The sequence below is a fragment of the Luteibacter yeojuensis genome, assembly GCF_000964085.1.
GTDB lineage: Bacteria > Pseudomonadota > Gammaproteobacteria > Xanthomonadales > Rhodanobacteraceae > Luteibacter > Luteibacter yeojuensis_A.
Window position 1 is genome coordinate 18,233 of the sequence record NZ_JZRB01000062.1, and the last position, 18,997, is coordinate 37,229.

Sequence of the window (18,997 nt, forward strand, 5' to 3'; positions counted from 1 at the left end):
GCGCGCAAGCGCGCTCCCACAGGGGCCTGGGCTTAGCGGCCGATCTCCGCCTGGGCCAGTTCGACGCGGAGCGTTTTCACCAGGTCGGCGCGCGTGACTTCGAACTGGTCTTCGCGGCGCAAATCCTTGACGGTGACGACGCCCTTGGCGATTTCGTCCTCGCCCAGCACGATGACGAAGCGGATGCCCGCGCGGTCGGCGTACTTGAACTGCTTGCCGAGCTTGCCGCCTTCGAGCACCACTTCGGTGGCGATGCCGGCGGCGCGCAGCTCGTTGGCCACGGCGAGGTAGGCCGGCAGCTGGGCCGCATCCATCTGCGTCACCAGCACGTCCACCGTGCTCTGCGCGGTGGAGACGAGGCCGGCGTCGCGCAGCTGCCAGTACAGGCGCGTGAGGCCAATGGAGATGCCCACGCCCGGCAGGTGCGATTTGGTGTACTGGCCGGCGAGGTTTTCGTAGCGGCCGCCCGAGCAGATGGAACCGATGCCGGGGTGGTCGTTCAGCGTGGTCTCGTACACGGTGCCCGTGTAGTAGTCGAGGCCGCGCGCGATGGAAAGGTTCAGCGCAAAGAAGGCCTCGGGCACACCGTAGTCGCGGATGAGCGCCAGCACTTCCTTCAGCTCCGCCCTGCCCTGCTCGAAGGTCTCGGAGCCGCTGCCCAGCGCATCGAGCTTCGCGAACGCATCGGCCACCGACGTGGAGCGCACCTGCACGAAGTCGAGGATCTTGGCGGTGGCGTCGGCGGACAGGCCAAACGCCTCGCCCATGAGCGTGTCACGCACGTAATCCGGGCCGCGCTTGTCGAGCTTGTCCACTTCGCGCAGCACCAGCATCTGCTGCTCGGCATCGGCCACGCCCAAGTTCTCGAAATACCCGCGCATGAGCTTGCGGTTGTTGAGCTGGATGGTGAACGCGCCGATGTTGAGTTCGCGGAAGACGCTGTAGATAACGGCCGGGATCTCGGCGTCGTAGCGCACCGAGAGGCTGTCCTTGCCGATGACGTCGATGTCGCACTGGTAGAACTCGCGGAAGCGCCCGCGCTGGGCGCGCTCGCCGCGGTACACGCGCTGCATCTGGTAGCGGCGGAACGGGAAGCTGAGGTCGTGCTCATGCTCGGCGACATAGCGCGCGAGCGGCACGGTGAGGTCGAAGCGCAGGGCCAGCTCGGGCACGCCACCCGGCTCCTTGTCGGCCGCGTTGAGCGCGCCGGTGGACTGCACGAAATACACCTGGCGCTCGGTCTCGCCGCCGGTCTTGGTCAGCAGCACCTCGCTATGCTCGATCACCGGCGTTTCGATGGGCAGGAAACCGAACCGCTCGTAGTTGCGGCGGATGGTATCCAGCATGCGCTGGAACGCGATCTGGTCGAGCGGCAGGAGCTCGAGGACACCAGGCATCGTGCGGGCCGGGGTGAGTGCCATGCAATTCCTCTTGGGGCTGTACGTAGGCCGCCGTGCGGCAGCCCCATAGAGTAGCAGATGGCCATGGACGGCCCTGCGGGCGCCTTGTAAAAAAAGTGGCACAACCTGTTGCCATGCCCCGGGTTCATGGCTAATATACGCGGCTCCCGTCGGGGTGTAGCTCAGCCTGGTAGAGCGCTACGTTCGGGACGTAGAAGTCGCAGGTTCGAATCCTGTCTCCCCGACCAATTGATTCATCGAGAACACCGGCCTTTGTGCCGGTGTTTTTGTTTTTGGCTTTTGGTTTTTGGAAGAGCATCGCGCGCAAGCGCGCTCCCACAGTCAGTGGGTGTGGAAACGCAAAACGCCCCTTGCGGGGCGTTTTGCGTAACTGGCGGAGAGTGAGGGATTCGAACCCTCGATAAGGCTTTTGACCCTATACTCCCTTAGCAGGGGAGCCCCTTCGGCCTCTCGGGCAACTCTCCATTTTGATCGTTCGCTAGGCAGGTGCCCGAACGAGCCAGCAAGGATACTTGCCCTTGCTTCGCCCGTAAAGCTTTTTACTGGTCGTCGCCCGGATGGCCGGCAGGGTCGTTCTCGTTCTTGATGCGCTGGTAAATCTCTTCGCGGTGGACCGCGACATTCTTCGGCGCGTTGATACCAATGCGCACCTGGTTACCTTTGACACCCAGAACAGTGACCGTCACCTCGTCACCGATCATCAGGGTTTCACCGACCCGGCGGGTCAGAATCAGCATGATTGATACTCCATAAAATCGTATTGGCTTCCCCACCAACGACAACTCACCCCGAGTCTTGTCGCCAATGGATCGACGTTTCGACCATCGAAGGCCGAACAGCCTTGCCCGGCTATTTAAGTGCGTGTCGCTGACTAGCTGTCCTGCCTACGTCGACCCGACTGATCGATGCCGAAAGATGCGCTCCGACATTCATATGATACTAGCTGAGCCAAACGGGCTGGCGCAACGCACGGGCCGCTTAAACCGTGTACCGGGGCGCCTTTACGGCACCCCGTCGATACCCTGGCGGGGGTTTGTTCAGCGAAGCCTTGATTCCACCCAGGCAGGAATGCCGGCCAGGATGCCGGGCAGCTCGGGCGAATCGACGCCACCGCCCTGCGCCATGTCCGGGCGGCCACCGCCCTTGCCGTCGATCCGGGAGGCCACCTCGGCCACGAGATCGCCCGCCTTGACCCGGCCCAGGGCCGCGCCGCCGACGCCCGCCACCAGCGACACGCGGCCCTCGGCCGCGCCCGCGAGGATGACGGCGCAATCGCCGAGCTTCTGTTTCAGCACGTCCAGGCTGTCGCGGAGCGACTTGGCGTCGAGGCCTTCGAGGCGTGCCGCGACGACCTTGATGCCCGCGATATCGGTAGCCGATTCGGCAAGGTCGGCCGACGCCGAGCTGGCCGCCTTGGCCTTGAAGGATTCAACCTCTTTTTCGAGTTTCTTCTGCTTGTCGAACAGCTGGCGAAGCTTCTCGATGACGTCGTCGCCGGTGGCCGCGAGCAGCCCGGCCACTTCGCCGAGGATGCGCTCCTCGTCGGCCACGCGCGCCATGGCGCCCGCGCCGGTAACCGCCTCGATGCGGCGCACGCCGGACGCGACGCCCGATTCGGAGACGATCTTAAACAGGCCGATGTCACCCGTGCGCGAGACGTGGGTGCCACCACAGAGCTCGGTGGAGAAATCGCCCATCTTCAGCACACGCACCTCGGCGCCGTACTTCTCGCCGAAAAGTGCCATGGCACCAAATTCGATGGCTTCGTCGTAACCCATGTGGTGGACCTCGGCGGATGCGTTGCGGCGCACCTCGTCGTTCACCATGCGCTCCACTTCGGCCAGCTCCTCGGCCGTGACGGCCTTGAAGTGCGAAAAATCGAAACGCAGGCGCTCGGGCGCCACCAGGGAGCCCTTCTGTGCCACGTGGTCGCCAAGCACGGTACGCAGCGCGGCGTGCAGCAGGTGCGTGGCCGAGTGGTTCAGCACCGTGGCCTGGCGCTGGGCACCATCGACCGATGCACCCACCACGGCACCCTTCAGCAGCGGGGCCGAACCCTGCCACGTGCCGAAGTGGGCGAAGAACGCGCCGCCCACCTTTTGCGTATCTTCCACCGCGAGCGCACCCGACGGGTTGCTCAGCATGCCCGTGTCGCCCACTTGGCCACCCGACTCCGCGTAGAACGGCGTGCGGTCGAGCAGGAGGAAGCCCTCCTCGCCATCGGCGAGCTGGTCGACGGCCTTGCCGTCACGCACGATGGCGACAATCCTGGCATCGGCCAGGTCAAGCGACTCGTAGCCGGTGAACACCGTGGGCTGCAGCGCGCTGGCGACGTCCGCCGGCAGCTTGGCCTTGGTGGAGAAGTTGCTGGCGGCGCGTGCACGGGCACGCTGCTCGCCCATGGCGCGCTCGAAGCCCTCCATGTCCACCGTCATGTCACGCTCGCGCGCGATGTCGGCGGTGAGGTCGACGGGGAAGCCGTAGGTATCGTAAAGGCGGAAGGCGTCGGCACCCGGGATGATCTTGCCCGAGCGCGAGGCCACGTCGTCGAACAGGCGCATGCCGTTCTCCAGCGTCTCGCCGAAGCGCTCTTCTTCCGTCTTCAGGGCCTGCTCGACGAAGGCCTGCTTCGCCGCCAGCTCCGGGTAGGCCTCGCCCATCTCGGCGACGAGCGGCGCGACCATCTTCCAGAAGAAGTCGCCACGCACGCCCAGCATCCAGCCATGGCGCAGCGCGCGGCGGATGATGCGGCGGAGCACGTAGCCACGGCCCTCGTTCGACGGCAGCACGCCATCGACGATGAGGAACGAGGCGGCACGGATGTGGTCGGCGATCACGCGCAGCGACTTGTTGCCGATATCCGCCGTGCCGGTGAGGCGCGAGGCCTCCTGGATGAGGTGGGCGAACAGGTCGATTTCGTAGTTCGAATGCACGTGCTGCAGCACGGCCGCGAGGCGCTCCAGGCCCATGCCGGTGTCGACGCAGGGCGCGGGCAGCGGGCTCAGCGTGCCATCGGGCGCGCGGTCGAACTGCATGAAGACGAGGTTCCAGATTTCGATGTAGCGGTCGCCGTCTTCGTCGGGCGAGCCCGGCGGGCCACCGGCCACGCCCGGGCCGTGGTCGAAGAAGATTTCCGTGCAAGGGCCGCAGGGGCCGGTATCGGCCATCTGCCAGAAGTTATCGGACGCGAACGGGGCACCCTTGTTATCGCCGATGCGCACGATGCGCTCGGCCGGCACGCCCACTTCGTTGTTCCACAGCGCGTAGGCTTCGTCGTCGGTGTGGTAGACGGTGACCCAGAGGCGATCGGCCGGCAGCTTGTACACCTCGGTGAGCAGCTGCCACGCGTAGCGGATGGCGTCGCGCTTGAAGTAATCACCGAACGACCAGTTGCCCAGCATCTCGAAGAAGGTGTGGTGGCGGGCCGTGTAGCCCACCTGGTCGAGGTCGTTGTGCTTGCCGCCGGCGCGCAGGCAGCGCTGGACGTCGGCTGCACGGACGTAACCGGGCTTTTCGCTGCCGAGGAACACGTTCTTGAACGGGACCATGCCCGAATTGGTGAACAGCAGCGTGGGGTCGTTCGACGGCACCAGCGATGCCGAGGGCACGATGGTGTGGTCCTTGGAACGGAAGAAATCCAGGAAGGTCGAACGGATGTCGGCGGTTTTCATGAGCAATCGTGGCTGGGAGGCTGCGAGGATCGCGAAAGGCTCCCAGATCGGATCAAGGCTCGGTGCCTTCAGTCGTCGTCGGGGTCTTCCGCATCGGCGTGGGTTAGACCACGTACTGTGGCGGCGGCGAAGCCGCGACGCAAGAGGAACTGTGCCCGTTTCTGGCGTTCCGCCGGGTCGGCGGTGGGCGAACCGTAGCGCCGGCGCAGCTGGTGGGCGGCCAGGTCGTCCCAATCCACGTCCGCGGATGCGATGAGGGAACGCACCGTGGCATCGGGGATGCCCTGGCTGCGCAGCTCGGCGCGGATGCGGGCCGGCCCATAGCCCTGCCCCACGCGGCTGCGCAGCAAGGACTCGGCGAACCGGGTGTCGTCCTGGTAGCCCTGGTCGCCCAGGCGCCCGACGGCATCGGAGGTTTCGTCACGCGAATACCCGCCGCGCCCCAGCTTCTGCTGGAGCTCACGGCGGGAGTGTTCGCGCCGGGCCAGCAGGCCCAGCGCCTTGTCGTACGCGGTGCGGGCCGGGCCCGCACCGGGATCACGCTTCTTCGACCTCATCCTGCTCGGCATCGGCCTTGGCGGCGCCCGAACCCGGCTTGACGAGGAGGCGGGCGCGGAGCTCGGCATCGACCTCGTTGGCGATGGCCGGGTTATCGCGCAGGAACTGGCGGACGTTTTCCTTGCCCTGGCCGATGCGATCGCCCTTGTAGCTGTACCAGGCGCCCGACTTGTCGATGAGGTTCTCGCGCACGCCCAGCTCGATGATCTCGCCCTCGCGCGAGGTGCCCTCGCCGTAGAGGATCTCGAACTCGGTCTGGCGGAACGGCGGTGCCACCTTGTTCTTCACCACCTTGACGCGGGTTTCCGAACCGATGACTTCCTCGCCCTTCTTCACCGCGCCGATGCGGCGGATGTCGAGGCGCACCGAGGCGTAGAACTTGAGCGCGTTGCCGCCGGTGGTGGTTTCCGGACTGCCGAACATGACGCCGATCTTCATGCGGATCTGGTTGATGAAGATGACCAGGCAGTTCGACTTCTTGATGTTGGCCGTGAGCTTGCGCAGCGCCTGGCTCATCAGGCGGGCGTGCAGGCCGACGTGGGAATCACCCATCTCGCCTTCGATTTCGGCCTTGGGTGTGAGCGCCGCGACCGAGTCGACCACCACCATGTCGACCGCGCCGGAGCGCACGAGCATGTCGGCGATTTCGAGCGCCTGCTCGCCGGTATCGGGCTGGCTGACGAGCAGATCGGCCACGTTGACGCCGAGCTTCTCGGCATAGGTGGGGTCGAGTGCGTGCTCGGCGTCGACGAACGCGGCGGTGCCGCCGTTGCGCTGGCACGACGCGATGGCCTGCAGGGTGAGGGTCGTCTTGCCCGACGATTCCGGGCCGTAGATTTCAACGATACGGCCGCGCGGCAGGCCGCCGATGCCGAGGGCGATGTCCAGGCCCAGCGAGCCGGTGGAGACGGTGTCGATCTGGTCGTCGACGCGATCGCCAAGACGCATGACCGCACCCTTGCCGAACTGCTTTTCGATCTGGCCGAGGGCACTTGCCAGCGCCTTGCGCTTATTGTCGTCCATCGTAGTTTCCGGTGTGCTTGTGTAGGTAGGTATCTTGCCGGAGCGGGGTCTCAGGGACTGCGATCCGACAAGCGGCGATTTTGCCACAGCCGAGCGGTCTACCCGTTCAGCTCGGTGACTATTCCAGCAAGTGCGGCAGCCACTGTCTGTCGGCGAACTGCCTCGCGATCACCGGCGAAATGGAACATTTCCGCGTGGGCGTAGCCCCCGCGTCGCTTCCAGCCGATCCATACGGTGCCGACAGGTTTCCCTGGCGTGCCGCCCGACGGGCCGGCGATGCCGGTGACCGCGACGGCCACGCCGGCGCCGTAGCGCGCCAGCGCGCCCGACACCATCTCGAGCACGGTCTCCTCGCTCACGGCGCCCGTCCGCTCGAGCGTGCGCGGGTTAACCCCGAGCAGGGCTTCCTTGGCGCTATAGCTATAGGTGACGACGCCCGCCTCGAACCAGGCCGAGCTGCCGGCCAGGTCGGTGAGCGACTTCGAGATCCAGCCGCCCGTGCACGACTCGGCGGTGGCGACCATGACCCGCTTCTCGATCGCGGCCCTGGCCACTTGCTCGGCGAGGGCCATCAGCGCGGCATCGGTGGGGGATGGGGGAAGGGAAGCCATCGAACGGATCCTGACGGTAAAGGGAGGAGTTCTACCCTTCCCCGCCCGATGTGTCGATGTCGGGAATCAGGGTTCCCCTACGCAAAGTCGAGGCATGCACCGATTGCGCAACCCCGGTGAGTCCTTCACAGTTCCTTTTCGCACGTTGTGGTCGACGTCTCGCCAACGGGATGGACTCGCAGCAGGTTCCACGACGCGGCACGAGGAGAACATGGCATGGATGTTCAGTTGCACCAGGCATCCCCACCGCGGCGACCGCGGGCTGGCACGATCACCGGTCGAAACCTGTCACGCCGCGTTCGGCACTCACCGGTTGAGCATCGCCTCAAGCGGGCGTTTCGGTGGGAGCCCGCGAGTCACCACCTTAAAGTGGCAAATTCACCAGAACAGCATCAAATGACATGCGTCATCGGCAGTATTTGCCGCTGTCAACTTCTCGTCGTGCAATTTGTGGTTTAATGAACGTACGGTAGCGCATGGTTGCCGCTGTAACCATGTTTACCGTGTTTTTTCCGTGAATTGCGTCGCGATATGACCACATGAATGTTCTGGCCATTTGTTCATTCTTAGGTTAAATTTTTGACGCGATTCCACGAGTCGCAGCGATACAGGGGGATTACCTGCGCCACCCTGCGATGAGCCGATGTCACCCGACATCCTGGCTCCCGCAGCGCGCAGGTGCCACTTCGGTACATCGATTGGCAGGGCGGCAGCATCGCCCGGAACAGGAAGTTTGAATGGAAAGCTTGCATAAGGCGCCGGGCACCAGGCCCGCGCGCAGGTACGGACAACCAGGGGTACGGCTCGACGTTTCGCCGCCCCCAACCAAGCCACGCTCCCCGGCGAGTGCACGTTTTCGTGCACCCCAGGGCGCTCAGCTGCCGATTACGCACTAACTGCACCTGCTGGGCCGTGGCCCGACGCGGGCGGATCATCGTGTCCGCCTTATGAGAATTGTTACTGATTTTCAACAAGTTACGAGCGAAACGTGAAAACACGCCAGACCAACCTCGTCCTGATTGGCATCATTACGGTGCTTTCGTCAGCCCTTACGGGTTGCGGAACCCCGCCCGCGCGCGACTTCGGCGGTTCCTGGAAGCCGGTGAACCACTTCGAGGACAAGACCACCGAGATCCCGCTCGCGGTGCCGTACACGTACTACGCGGCGCCGATGGACGGCACGCTGAAGACGATGCTCACCCGGTGGACCACCGATAACGGCATGAAGCTGCAGTACAAACTGCGGTCGGATTTCACGTTGACCAAGTCGGCAACGGCAATCCACACCTCCGAGCTGCGCGACGCGGCTTCGCAGCTGAGTTCGATCTATGCCCCCCAAGGCGTGGCGGTCACGGTGAGCGGCCCCGATCTCGTCGTCGACGAGGTGAGCAACATCACCGCGCCGCCAGCCGCGCCGTCGGCCGCCGTGCCTGCCACGGGGGCCCGACCGGCCTCCGCCGCAGAGCATGTCGCCGTCACCGACAGCAAGTGAGCGCGGACACGCCCATGCTCAGGAAAAAGAACTCCCCGAAGATCGACGAAGCCGTCCAGCAGGGCGTGAACTTCGAGGTCACGCTTTCGGACAACGCTCGCCGCGCCGAAAAGCGCGCGTGGACCGTCGCCATCTGCTCGTGCATCGTGTCGGTGATCCTCGCAGGCGGCTACTTCTACATGCTGCCGCTGAAGGAAAAAGTCCCCTTCATCGTCCTCGCCGATCCGTACTCCGGCACGGCTTCGGTCGCGCGCCTCACCGATGACCTGGTCAATCGCCAGATCACCAGTAGCGAAGCGGTGAACCGCAGCAACATCGCGCACTTCATCATTGCCCGCGAGTCGTACGACCTCGCGATCAGCAACCTGCGCGACTGGCCGACGGTGCTCACGATGTCGTCGCCCGATGTCGCCCAGCCGTACCTCGACCTGCATGCGGATGGGAACCCCCAGGCCCCCTTCAAGGTGTACGGCAAGGCGCACGCCATCCGCATCAAGATCCTCAGCATCGTGCTGAATGGCGTGCCGGGGCAGACGCCCACGGGGGCCACCGTCCGCTTCCAGCGCAGCGTGTACGACAAGAACAACGGTTCGAGCTATCTGCTCGATAGCAAGATCGCCACCATGGCGTTCTCGTACAAGCCGAACCTGCGCATGGACGACCAGAACCGCATCGAGAACCCGCTGGGCTTCCAGGTCTCGAGCTACCGCGTCGATAACGATTACGGTAATGCGCCCCCGCCGGAGGTGCCGGTCACCGCACCGGCTGGCGCAGCTGGCCAGCCGGCCCCCGTGGGTGCCGCACAGGCAGCGGATGCGCCCGGCCCCACCGCTGCCGGGCAGCCGGCCTACGGCGCCCCGGGTGCCGTGCCGCCGGCCCAGCCGCAAACGCAGCCGGGTGTGTCGCAGTACCCGCCGCCAGGGGCAGGCGCCGCACCGATTCCGCTCGCCCCGGCCAATGGCATCCCGCCATCCACCATCCCGACCGAAGCCACGTACCCTGCCCAGCCGCCTGCGGCCGGTGCGGGCGCGGCAAGGCAGCCCGCCGCTGCCGCGGCATCTCCCGCGAACCGAAGCGCCGCCAATGGAGGGCGCCGTTGATGAACCACTCCAGCAAGCTGAGCCTGGCCTGCTCGCTCGGCCTCGCCCTCGCCGTGGCGTTCCCCGCCGCGCGTGCAGAGACGCCGGCCGAAGCCGTCCCTTCACCTTCGCTCACGTCCAACCCGGCCGTGCAGTCCTACGAGTTCCAGCCCGATCGCATCTTCACGATCCGCACCGGCCTGGGCATCACCACGCAGATCGAACTCAGCCCGAACGAGAAGATCCTGGATTACAGCACGGGCTTCAGCGCCGGCTGGGACCTCACGCGTCGTGACAACGTGTTCTACGTCAAGCCGAAAAACGTTGACGTGGATACGAACATGATGATCCGTACCGCCACGCACTCCTACATCTTCGAGTTGAAGGTCGTCGCCACCGACTGGAAGACGCTGGACCAGGCACGTCGCGCGGGCGTCCAGTACAAGGTGGTGTTCACCTACCCCTCCGATACGAGCTTCATGGCCGAATCGAAGAAGGTGGAAGAAGCGCCCATGCTCGATACCGAGCTGGTAAAAGGCCGCGACTACAACTTCGATTACGACTTTTCGAAAACGCGCCGCACCGCCAAATGGCTCGTGCCCGTCAATGTCTACGACGACGGCCGCTTCACCTACATCAAGATGCCGGACCTCAAGCAGTTCCCGACGGGTAACTTCCCGACGGTCTACATGCGCGAAAAGGAACACGGAGACGACTCGGTGGTGAACACGACCGTGGAAGGCAACACCATCGTTGTCCACGGCACGTACCCCTACCTGGTTATTCGTCACGACGACAACGTCGTGGGTCTGCGAAGGAACACCAAGAAGTGAGCCCGAACACGCCTTACACCCCGGACGACGAGTCCAACCGCGGCCATGCGCCGAACGAGAACCGTGGCGACCAGCGCGATCCGCTGGCCGGCAACCCGTACTCGAACCAGCAGCGCCAGGCCCCGCCGCCGGACCTCGACAGCGCCGCGCCGCAGCTCACCTCCAACGACCTGCGACGCATGAACCGCAGTGCGCTCGGCCTGCTGGCCGGCATCGTGCTGCTGCTCGTGGTCGTGGCGTTCTGGCTCTTCAGCAGCAGCGGCAACAACAGCACGCCGGTGGCCAAGCCCAAGGAAGAGACAGTGACGGTGCCCGATGCGCCGAACGTCACGCCGCAGCCGCAGCCGCCGCAAGCCCAGCCGATCCAGCTGGCACCCGCGCTACCGCCGCAGGAAGCGCGGCCGGAACTGCCGCCGATGCCGCCGCCGCAGGCGGCCCCGGGCCCGCACATCCCCACCCTGCTCGAGCGTCGCATCGCCGCCGCCAACAACGGCGCCGGTATCCAGGCCGTGGGCGACAGCGGCCAGGCCCAGCTCGCCCCCAACGCCCCGCCTGGCGGTGGCATGGGCGGCATGGGTGGCCCCATGGGCGGTATGGCCAGCGTGCCCGGCATGCCCGGCCAGCCCTACCGCAACGCGTATAGCGCCAGCGACAACATCGCCTACAACGGCAAGGATCTACCGGACGTCTCCAGCGCCTCGCCGCTGCAGCACCCGGATACCCTGATGCTGCGTGGCACGTTCATCCGCTGCGTGCTTGAGACGCGCATCATCACCGACATGCCGGGCTTCACGTCCTGCGTGGTGACCGAGCCCGTGTATTCGTTCACCGGCAAGCGCCTGCTGCTGCCGAAGGGCTCGAAGGTGCTGGGCAAATACGAGATGGAGCCGAGCGGCCCGCGCGTTGCCGTCATCTGGGACCGCATCGTTACCCCCACTGGCATCGACGTGAACATGGCCAGCCCCGGCGTCGATACGCTGGGCGCCGCCGGCCACCCCGGCATGTACAACGCCCACTGGGGCAGCCGAATCGGCGCGGCCCTGCTGATCAGCCTGCTCAGCGATGCGTTCAAGTACGAGGCTGCCAAGAACGGGCCGCGCCAGACCGAGATCAGCAATGGCGTCGTGACGCAGAGCCCGTTCGAGAGCAACACGGCCGAAACGATCCAGCAGCTGGCCAACCAGGCGGTCCGCCGCCAGGCCAACCGCCCGGCCACCGTCACGATCAACCAGGGCACTGTCCTCGCCATCTACGTGGCCAAGGACGTCGACTTCGCTGGCGTCGTGGCACGGTACTGAGGCACGCATGGAAAGCGCACTGGCCGCCGTCGGCAACGACTTCCTCGACTACCAGTACGAAGTGCTGGGGGTGAAGGATTTCCTTGCCGAGCCGGACGTCACCGAAATCTGCATCAACCGCCCCGGCGAGCTCTACCTCGAGCGCCGTGGCGGCTGGCAGCGGGTGGAAGTGCCCTCGCTCACCTTCGAGCGGGCGCGCCAGTTCTGCACGGCCGTGGTCAACGAAAGCAACACGGGCCAGCGCATCACCGATCTCGACCCCGTAGTGTCGCTCACCTTCCCGACCGGGCAGCGTGCGCAGTTCGTCATCCCGCCCGCCTGTGAGGCCGGCCGGGTGTCGATCACCATCCGCCTCCCCTCGAAGCAGACACGAACGCTCGCCCAGTACAGCGACGATGGCTTCTTCGACGAGATCCTGGAGGGTGCCAACAGCATCAGCCAGGCCGACAAGGAACTGCTGGAACTACGCGCCGAGCGCCGCTACGCGGATTTTTTCCGCCACGCCGTGCTCAACAAGAAGAACATCGTCGTGGCCGGCGCCACCGGCAGCGGCAAGACCACGTTCATGAAATCGCTGGTGCATCACATCCCGGCGGATGAACGCCTGGTCACCATCGAGGATGCCCGCGAGCTGTTCATCGACCAGCCCAATGTCGTGCACCTGCTCTATTCCAAGGGCGGCCAGAGCGCCGCCAACGTCACCGCCAAGAGCTGCATGGAGGCCTGCCTGCGCATGAAGCCGGACAGGATCATCCTGGCCGAGCTGCGCGGTGACGAATCGTTCTACTTCATCCGTAATTGCGCCTCCGGCCACCCGGGTTCGATCACAAGCTGCCATGCCGGCAGCGTGGAGCAGACCTGGGACCAGCTGGCGCTGATGGTGAAGGCCTCGACGGAAGGCGCGGGGCTCGAGTTCAGCACGATCAAACGGCTCCTGATGCTCACCATCGACATCGTGGTGCACATCAAGGCGCATGCGGGCCGGCGCTACATCACCGGTATCGATTTCAACCCGGCTCGCGCGTTGGGCGCGGACGGGGGGTAACACTCCAGAACATCGGTCATGAGACAGGAGCTGTAAAGGTGCTACCAGGACTTGAAATGATGGGTTGCCAGAACCTTGCCGTGCCGGCCGAGGTGATGCAGCACGTCGTCAACGTCGAATCCAGCCGCAACCCCTACGCCATCGGCGTGGTGGGTGGCCAGCTCGTGCGCCAGCCGCAGAACCTCGGCGAAGCCGTGGCCACGGTGCAGATGCTCGAACAAAAAGGCTACAACTACTCGCTTGGCGTCGCGCAGGTGAACCGCTCGAACCTCGGCAAGTACGGCCTCGACAGCTACGAAAAGGCCTTTGACGTGTGCCCGAACCTCCGCGCCGGGTCGCGCATCCTCGCGCAGTGCTATGCCAGCGCGAGCAAGGACTGGGGCAAGGCATTCAGCTGCTACTACTCGGGCAACTTCACCACCGGCTACCGCGACGGCTACGTGCAGCGCATCTACGAATCCATCGCGAAGAGCAGCCTGGCCGGCGCCACGGCCATCCCATTGCAGCGCGCGACCGCCACCCCCGTGCGCGTGGTCAGCGTGGGCAAGGGCGTCACGGGCGTGACTACCGACAGCCCGGCGTACCGCGTCGCCATGCGCAGCGTGCTGGATGCAGCGGCCTCTGCCTTCGTTTCGCCAGCCATGGCGTCCGAAGCACCGCCGCAGGCCGCCTCGCCGCAGGATCTGCCGAACGTACCCGGGAGCATCCCGGGGAATCTGCCCAACGGTTACGGCAATGGCTACGGCAACCCAGTACTCGACGAGGGCCCGCCGCCCCCGCCCGGCCGCATCCCGACCGACCCGGCCACCGCCGCGATGATGCGCCAGGTGGGCCCACGGCTACCCCAGGGCAACAGTAATCCGCAGCCGGGCCGGATCGTGACCGATCCGGGTACCGCCGCCGTGATGTCGCAGATCGGCGTCTCGGCCAACCCGAACGGCAGCTCGCCTGCGCAGCAGGACAACAGCGTGTTCGAGCCGCAGGTACGTGGCCCGAACGACCCGCCGCAAGCCGCGCCTATGCAGGCCGTGCCCATGCAGGGGCAGCCCATGCAGGCGCCGACGGCGCCGCAGATGCCGGCGCGCGACCCTGCCGACACACGCAACGGAGGTGGCGATGGCGCCTTCGTCTTCTGAGCGCACGCGGTGCGCACGTTTTCGCATATCGGGCAGTGCTGCCCGCCATGCAGGCCTTCGGGCCAACCCTAGCCCGGTGGCACCCGACCACCGGAAAACCAAGACCACCCCAGTAGAAAGGAAACACGAGATGGCCCTGCCTGCCCTGTCCAAGGTTATCGCCAAGAGCAAGAACCCGGTGAAGAACGCCGTCGGCCTCGCCGCCCTGTTCACCGCCCTCCTGATCCCGAGCCTCGCCTTTGCGCAGATCGGCGACACGGGCACCAAGGTGTGCGGCTTCTTCCAGAACATCAACTCGCTGCTCAACGCCGCGTCCATCGTGGTGGTGACCATCGCCGTCATTTTCTCCGGCTACCAGATCGCGTTCGCCCACAAGCGCATCGCCGACGTGGCCCCTGCCCTCATCGGCGGCGTACTCATCGGCGCCGCCGCCCAGGTGGCCAAGATGGTCGTCGGCGGCAACGGTGGCGGCAACGGCGCCACCGCATGCACCTCCAGCAGCGGTGGCTTCCTGATGGACGCCATCAACACCGCCGTGCACCTGCTGCAGATCCATGCATAAGAACCCGCTGTTCCGGGGCTGCACCCGCCCGCCCATGTTCATGGGCGTGCCCTACGTGCCGTTTTTCATGGGCACGGGCACGGGGCTGCTCCTGGCGATGTACTTCAACTTCTGGTACCTGCTGCTCATTCCCTGCGTGGTCTTCGTGATGCGCCAGATGGCGCGCCGCGACGAGATGATCTTCCGGCTGCTTGGCCTGCGCCTGCAGTTCAAGACCCGTGTAAGGAACGTGCCGCAGCATGACGGGATGTGGGTATTCACGCCGAACAGCTACCGCGATCCATCGAAGGACAAGCGAAAGTAAGTAAGGACAGGCGCCCCGGCGTGCACGCACGCCGGGGCCTCTACAGCTCCAACGGCCATGACCACCATGTTCACACCCGACGCGCCCATCTCCACGCACATCACGCTCTCCGCCCACGTCTCGCCTTCGGTGGTGAAGACGACGGGTGGCGACTTCCTGCTGACCTGGCGCCTCAGCGGGCTGCCGTTCGTCGGCCGCGAAGAGTGGGAACTGGAACACCGCCACAATTCCTTCAACCGCATGCTGCAGACGCTGCGTGCGCCCGATTACACCAACGTGGCGTTCTGGGTGCATGACATCCGCCGCCGCCGCGGCATCCGCGACAAGTCGAAATTCGGCCAGGCCTTCAACCAAGACCTCTCCAACGCCTACTTCGATGCGCTGACCTCGCAGAAGCTCATGCAAAACGAGCTTTACCTGACGATGATGTACCGCCCGATCGTCCACGGTAAGCGCTTCGCGGAGAAATCCTCCGACGTGCAGCGCCTCGAGGCCGAGCAGGCCCAGGCCATCGCCACCGTGCTCGAACTCGCAGGCAACATTGAGGCCGTGCTCAAGGACTACGCCCCTACCCGCCTCGGCATGTACGAGGCGCCCAACGGCATCGTGTTCTCCGAAGTGCTGGAGCTCTTCGGCTACATCCTCAATCGAGTGGACGAGCCGGTGCCCGTGCTGAAGGCACCTATCTACGATTACCTGCCCGTGAGCCGCCAGCGTTTCTCGGCCAAGACCGGCGATTTCGTCTTAACCGCGCCCGATGGCAAGAACCACTTCGGCGCCATCCTCAACCTCAAGGAATATGTGGACGGCACCTATCCCGGCATCCTCAACGGGCTGAAGTTCCTCGATTTCGAATACGTCGTGACCCATTCGTTCACGCCCATGGGCCGCCAGGATGCCCTGCGCGCGCTGGAGCGCACCAAGGGCATGATGGTGTCGTCCGGCGACAAGGCCGTAAGCCAGATCATCGAGCTGGACCACGCGATGGACCAGCTGGCCTCCGGCAATTTCGTGCTGGGCGAGTACCATTTCACGATCGCCGTGTTCGCGCCGAGCCAGGAGGCCCTGTCGCACCAGATCGCCTCCACGCGCGCCGAACTCTCCAACGCCGGCTTCGTAACCGTCAAGGAAGACCTCGCCGTCACGGCCGCCTTCTATGCCCAGTTCCCGGGTAACTGGAAGTACCGCACGCGCCTGGCCAACGTCAGCTCGCTGAACTTCCTGGGGCTATCGCCCCTGCACAACTTCGCCACGGGCAAGAAGGAAAACAACCCGTGGGGCGCCTGCGTCACCACGCTGCAGACCACCAACGGCCAGCCGTACTACTTCAACTTCCACGCCACCCACCCCGCCGAAAACTCGCTGGGTGAAAAGGCCATCGCCAACACCATGGTGATCGGTAAGTCGGGTACCGGTAAGACCGCGCTCATCAACTTCCTGCTGAGCCAGGTGCAGAAGCTCGACCCGGCGCCGACCATCTTCTTCTTCGACAAGGATCGCGGCGCCGAGATTTTCGTGCGTGCGTGCGGCGGCAATTACCTCGCCCTGGAGAACGGCAAGCCCACCGGCTTCAACCCGTTCCATTGCGAGCGCAACGAAGAAAACGTGCAGTTCCTGGCCGATCTCATCAAGGTGCTCGCGGGCAAGAGCGTGTACAGCTCACGGGAGGAGGAAGACATCTTCCGCGCCGTCGACAACATGCTCGACACGCCGATGCACCTGCGCAACATGACGAACTTCCAGAAGAGCCTGCCGAACCTGGGCGATGACGGCCTCTTCGTGCGCATGCGCAAATGGACCGCCGGCAACTCACTGGGGTGGGTATTCGACAACCCACACGACACGGTGGACCTGACGAAGGCCAATATCATCGGCTTTGACTACACGGACATCATCGATAACCCCGAAGTGCGCGTGCCGGTCATCAACTACCTGCTGCACCGCCTCGAGGCCCTGATCGACGGCCGCCGCCTCATCTACGTGATGGACGAGTTCTGGAAGATCCTCGACGGCAAGGGTGGCCTCAAGGAATTCGCCAAGAACAAGCAGAAGACCATTCGTAAGCAGAACGGCATGGGCATCTTCGCCACCCAGAGCCCGGAAGATGCCCTGGCCAGCGATATCGCCTCCGCGCTCATCGAGCAGACGGCCACCATGGTGCTGCTGCCGAACCCGAACGCGAGCCGCGAGGATTACGTCGATGGCCTGAAGCTCACCGAAGCCGAATACCAGGTGGTGGTGAGCCTCGACGAGCGCTCGCGCTGCTTCCTCGTGAAGCAGGGCCATGCCTCTGCGGTGTGCCAGCTCAACCTGCGTGGCATGGACGATGCCCTCGCGGTCATCTCCGCCTCCACGGACAACATCGAGATCATGCACGAGGTATTGCAGGTACGTGCCGAGGCCGAAGGCGTTTCGCCGAACGACCTGCGCCCTGAGCAGTGGCTGCAGATGTTCTACGACAACCGGAAGGGAAGCGGAAAAGGAAATCCGTCGCCCCGCCCCACCCCTAATTCGTCCCGACGTGCCGCCTGATCGCCAGCCCCATGGCCCTTCGCATCGGATAAGTAACATGAACAAGTACACCACCAAGCGCCGCCCCCTCGCCCACCAGGCCTGCAAAGCCCTGGTCGCCCTTGGCCTGACCGTTGCCGCGGGCTTCTACGCGATGCCCAGCCGGGCGCAGTGGATCGTCGAAGACCCAGTCGCCATCGCAAAGAGCGTTGAGGAATACGCGAACCAGCTGCAGCGCTGGCTGGAAACCGCACAGCATTACAGGGACCAGGTCCAGTTCTGGCAGGACAACCTGACCGCCCTGCAAAGCCTGCAGTTCGATTTGCTGCGCACCCAGCAGCAGTTCAAGAAGGTTTCCGACGACTTTGGCGTTACTGAAGCATGCCCCGGCGCCAGCACATCCCTGTTGAGTGGTGACATCACATCGGCGCTCACGTCGGTGGTGGGCAACCTGACCGGTGATATCGCATCGCAGCAGAATGCCGTTTGCGTGATGATCCGCCGCACAAAGAACCAGCGGTACAACAACACCGTCGATTACCTCAACCAGGTCACCAAGCAGACCGACACGCTTTCGAAGCTCGCCAGCATGCGCCTCAACCTAGTGGGTACCTCACCGGGCAAGACCCAGGCACTGCAGGAAGACACCGGGCGGTTCAGCGTCAACGTGGCCCAGGCACGCGACTCCTGGAAAACCACGGACGAGCAACTGGCGGCGCAGATCGCCGCGCTGCAGGATAAGCAGGGCATGTTGGGGCGCCAGATGATGAACGGCAAGACGGAAGTCCTGGGTACGGTCATCAACGCCGCGATCCTCGAAACCGCATTGAAAGTAGGCAACTGATACTGGCCACGGAAGACCGCCAAAGCCGATTGCCACCGCGCCACATGGCCAGGGACTAGAGAGATATGCAGCCCAGTATTGCCGATTACGTATTCTTCAAACTTATCTACAACTACCTCGAAGACAAGATCGACAAGTTTGGCCTCGAGGTCATGCACCGCTTCATGACCTGGGCGGCGACCTTCGCGCTCATCCTCGTGACCATCTACATCCTTATCCAGGGCTTCCGGGTCATGACCGGCCGCTCGCGCGAACCGCTGATGGAGGTCGTCATCAACCTCGGCCGCATCGTCGTCATCGTCTCGGCCGCCACGGCCATGGCCATTGGCAACACCAACCTGTCGGATTTCCTGACGAAGGACCTCGACCGGCACGTGCACTACATGTTCACCGGCGAAGACAACAAGACGACGGCGGATGCGATCGACGAGAACCTTGCCTACACCCAGCTGGCCATGGCGGCCATCGATGCGGTGAAGGTCGTGAACGACGATGGCGAGCTCCAGGGCGACAAGGCCCGCGCCATGCTCATCGCCGGCGCGGGCGCCTCGTCGCCGCCGATGGCCGCTGGCGCCATGCTCCTTCTCTATAAGTTCGCGATGGCCCTGT

Annotated in this window: 15 protein-coding genes, 2 tRNA genes and 2 pseudogenes; 12 read left to right on the plus strand and 7 right to left on the minus strand. The window is 64.7% G+C overall.

Annotated elements, in window-relative coordinates; all coding sequences use genetic code 11:
• Window positions 1-32 precede the first annotated feature (32 nt).
• Window positions 33-1,421: a histidine--tRNA ligase gene (gene hisS / locus VI08_RS19335; protein WP_045831280.1), complete on the minus strand. Its 1,389-nt coding sequence runs from the start codon at window positions 1,419-1,421 to the stop codon at window positions 33-35.
• 150 nt (window positions 1,422-1,571) lie between these two features.
• Here hisS and VI08_RS19340 point away from each other — a divergent pair.
• Window positions 1,572-1,648: transfer RNA gene (locus VI08_RS19340), tRNA-Pro, on the plus strand.
• 144 nt (window positions 1,649-1,792) lie between these two features.
• Here the strand turns inward: VI08_RS19340 and VI08_RS19345 are convergent.
• The 6 genes from VI08_RS19345 to VI08_RS19370 form a co-directional block, all read right to left on the minus strand.
• Window positions 1,793-1,885, minus strand: a tRNA-Ser gene (locus tag VI08_RS19345).
• A 75-nt stretch (window positions 1,886-1,960) separates the two neighbouring features.
• Window positions 1,961-2,158: a carbon storage regulator CsrA gene (gene csrA / locus VI08_RS19350; protein WP_045831281.1), complete on the minus strand. Its 198-nt coding sequence runs from the start codon at window positions 2,156-2,158 to the stop codon at window positions 1,961-1,963.
• A 300-nt stretch (window positions 2,159-2,458) separates the two neighbouring features.
• Entirely contained in the window at window positions 2,459-5,092 is a 2,634-nt protein-coding gene (gene alaS / locus VI08_RS19355) for an alanine--tRNA ligase (protein ID WP_045831282.1), read from the minus strand.
• 68 nt (window positions 5,093-5,160) lie between these two features.
• A complete protein-coding gene (locus VI08_RS19360) occupies window positions 5,161-5,649 on the minus strand; it encodes a regulatory protein RecX (protein ID WP_045831283.1) in 489 nt (162 codons plus the stop codon).
• Entirely contained in the window at window positions 5,630-6,673 is a 1,044-nt protein-coding gene (recA, locus tag VI08_RS19365) for a recombinase RecA (protein WP_045831284.1), read from the minus strand. Before recA ends, VI08_RS19360 begins: the two co-directional genes overlap by 20 nt.
• 98 nt (window positions 6,674-6,771) lie before the next feature.
• Window positions 6,772-7,284, minus strand: a complete 513-nt coding sequence (locus VI08_RS19370) for a CinA family protein (RefSeq protein WP_045831285.1) — start codon at window positions 7,282-7,284, stop codon at window positions 6,772-6,774.
• Between the two features lie 1,015 nt (window positions 7,285-8,299).
• Here VI08_RS19370 and VI08_RS19375 point away from each other — a divergent pair.
• From VI08_RS19375 to VI08_RS19425, 11 genes and pseudogenes are all read left to right on the plus strand, one after another.
• Window positions 8,300-8,671: pseudogene (locus tag VI08_RS19375) on the plus strand (hypothetical protein); the annotation flags it as partial.
• 119 nt (window positions 8,672-8,790) lie between these two features.
• On the plus strand, window positions 8,791-9,876 hold the full coding sequence (locus tag VI08_RS19380) for a virB8 family protein (protein ID WP_084621628.1): 1,086 nt from the start codon (window positions 8,791-8,793) through the stop codon (window positions 9,874-9,876).
• Window positions 9,877-9,893: 17 nt separating this feature from the next.
• Entirely contained in the window at window positions 9,894-10,688 is a 795-nt protein-coding gene (locus VI08_RS19385; protein WP_428992169.1) for a TrbG/VirB9 family P-type conjugative transfer protein, read from the plus strand.
• Window positions 10,685-11,986 carry a TrbI/VirB10 family protein gene (locus VI08_RS19390; protein WP_045831287.1) on the plus strand — a complete coding sequence of 434 codons (1,302 nt, stop codon included), beginning with the start codon at window positions 10,685-10,687 and terminating at the stop codon, window positions 11,984-11,986. Before VI08_RS19385 ends, VI08_RS19390 begins: the two co-directional genes overlap by 4 nt.
• 7 nt (window positions 11,987-11,993) lie before the next feature.
• Window positions 11,994-13,031 (plus strand): P-type DNA transfer ATPase VirB11, encoded by a 1,038-nt coding sequence (gene virB11, locus VI08_RS19395; RefSeq protein WP_045831288.1) that lies wholly within the window; start codon window positions 11,994-11,996, stop codon window positions 13,029-13,031.
• A gap of 56 nt (window positions 13,032-13,087) precedes the next feature.
• Window positions 13,088-13,486 (plus strand): annotated as a pseudogene (locus tag VI08_RS22315) (lytic transglycosylase domain-containing protein); the annotation flags it as partial.
• 811 nt (window positions 13,487-14,297) lie between these two features.
• Window positions 14,298-14,729, plus strand: a complete 432-nt coding sequence (locus VI08_RS19405; protein WP_045831289.1) for a TrbC/VirB2 family protein — start codon at window positions 14,298-14,300, stop codon at window positions 14,727-14,729.
• Window positions 14,722-15,033 (plus strand): type IV secretion system protein VirB3, encoded by a 312-nt coding sequence (locus VI08_RS19410; RefSeq protein ID WP_045831290.1) that lies wholly within the window; start codon window positions 14,722-14,724, stop codon window positions 15,031-15,033. The genes VI08_RS19405 and VI08_RS19410 overlap by 8 nt, the downstream gene beginning before the upstream one ends.
• A gap of 66 nt (window positions 15,034-15,099) precedes the next feature.
• A complete protein-coding gene (locus VI08_RS19415) occupies window positions 15,100-17,565 on the plus strand; it encodes a VirB4 family type IV secretion/conjugal transfer ATPase (RefSeq protein ID WP_045831296.1) in 2,466 nt (821 codons plus the stop codon).
• Between the two features lie 37 nt (window positions 17,566-17,602).
• Complete coding sequence (locus VI08_RS19420; protein ID WP_045831291.1) at window positions 17,603-18,388, plus strand: hypothetical protein; 786 nt, start codon at window positions 17,603-17,605, stop codon at window positions 18,386-18,388.
• 65 nt (window positions 18,389-18,453) lie between these two features.
• A partial coding sequence (locus VI08_RS19425; RefSeq protein ID WP_045831292.1) for a type IV secretion system protein occupies window positions 18,454-18,997 on the plus strand: 544 nt, incomplete at its 3' end.

Bases quoted from the DNA above. Each gene is read 5' to 3' on its own strand.
- VI08_RS19380 (WP_084621628.1), top strand. From the start codon at position 8,791: ATGCTCAGGAAAAAGAACTCCCCGAAGATCGACGAAGCCGTCCAGCAG.
- hisS (WP_045831280.1), bottom strand. From the start codon at position 1,421: ATGGCACTCACCCCGGCCCGCACGATGCCTGGTGTCCTCGAGCTCCTG.
- VI08_RS19420 (WP_045831291.1), top strand. From the start codon at position 17,603: ATGAACAAGTACACCACCAAGCGCCGCCCCCTCGCCCACCAGGCCTGC.
- VI08_RS19410 (WP_045831290.1), top strand. From the start codon at position 14,722: ATGCATAAGAACCCGCTGTTCCGGGGCTGCACCCGCCCGCCCATGTTC.
- VI08_RS19405 (WP_045831289.1), top strand. From the start codon at position 14,298: ATGGCCCTGCCTGCCCTGTCCAAGGTTATCGCCAAGAGCAAGAACCCG.
- csrA (WP_045831281.1), bottom strand. From the start codon at position 2,158: ATGCTGATTCTGACCCGCCGGGTCGGTGAAACCCTGATGATCGGTGAC.
- virB11 (WP_045831288.1), top strand. From the start codon at position 11,994: ATGGAAAGCGCACTGGCCGCCGTCGGCAACGACTTCCTCGACTACCAG.
- VI08_RS19370 (WP_045831285.1), bottom strand. From the start codon at position 7,284: ATGGCTTCCCTTCCCCCATCCCCCACCGATGCCGCGCTGATGGCCCTC.
- VI08_RS19360 (WP_045831283.1), bottom strand. From the start codon at position 5,649: ATGAGGTCGAAGAAGCGTGATCCCGGTGCGGGCCCGGCCCGCACCGCG.
- VI08_RS19415 (WP_045831296.1), top strand. From the start codon at position 15,100: ATGTTCACACCCGACGCGCCCATCTCCACGCACATCACGCTCTCCGCC.
- recA (WP_045831284.1), bottom strand. From the start codon at position 6,673: ATGGACGACAATAAGCGCAAGGCGCTGGCAAGTGCCCTCGGCCAGATC.
- alaS (WP_045831282.1), bottom strand. From the start codon at position 5,092: ATGAAAACCGCCGACATCCGTTCGACCTTCCTGGATTTCTTCCGTTCC.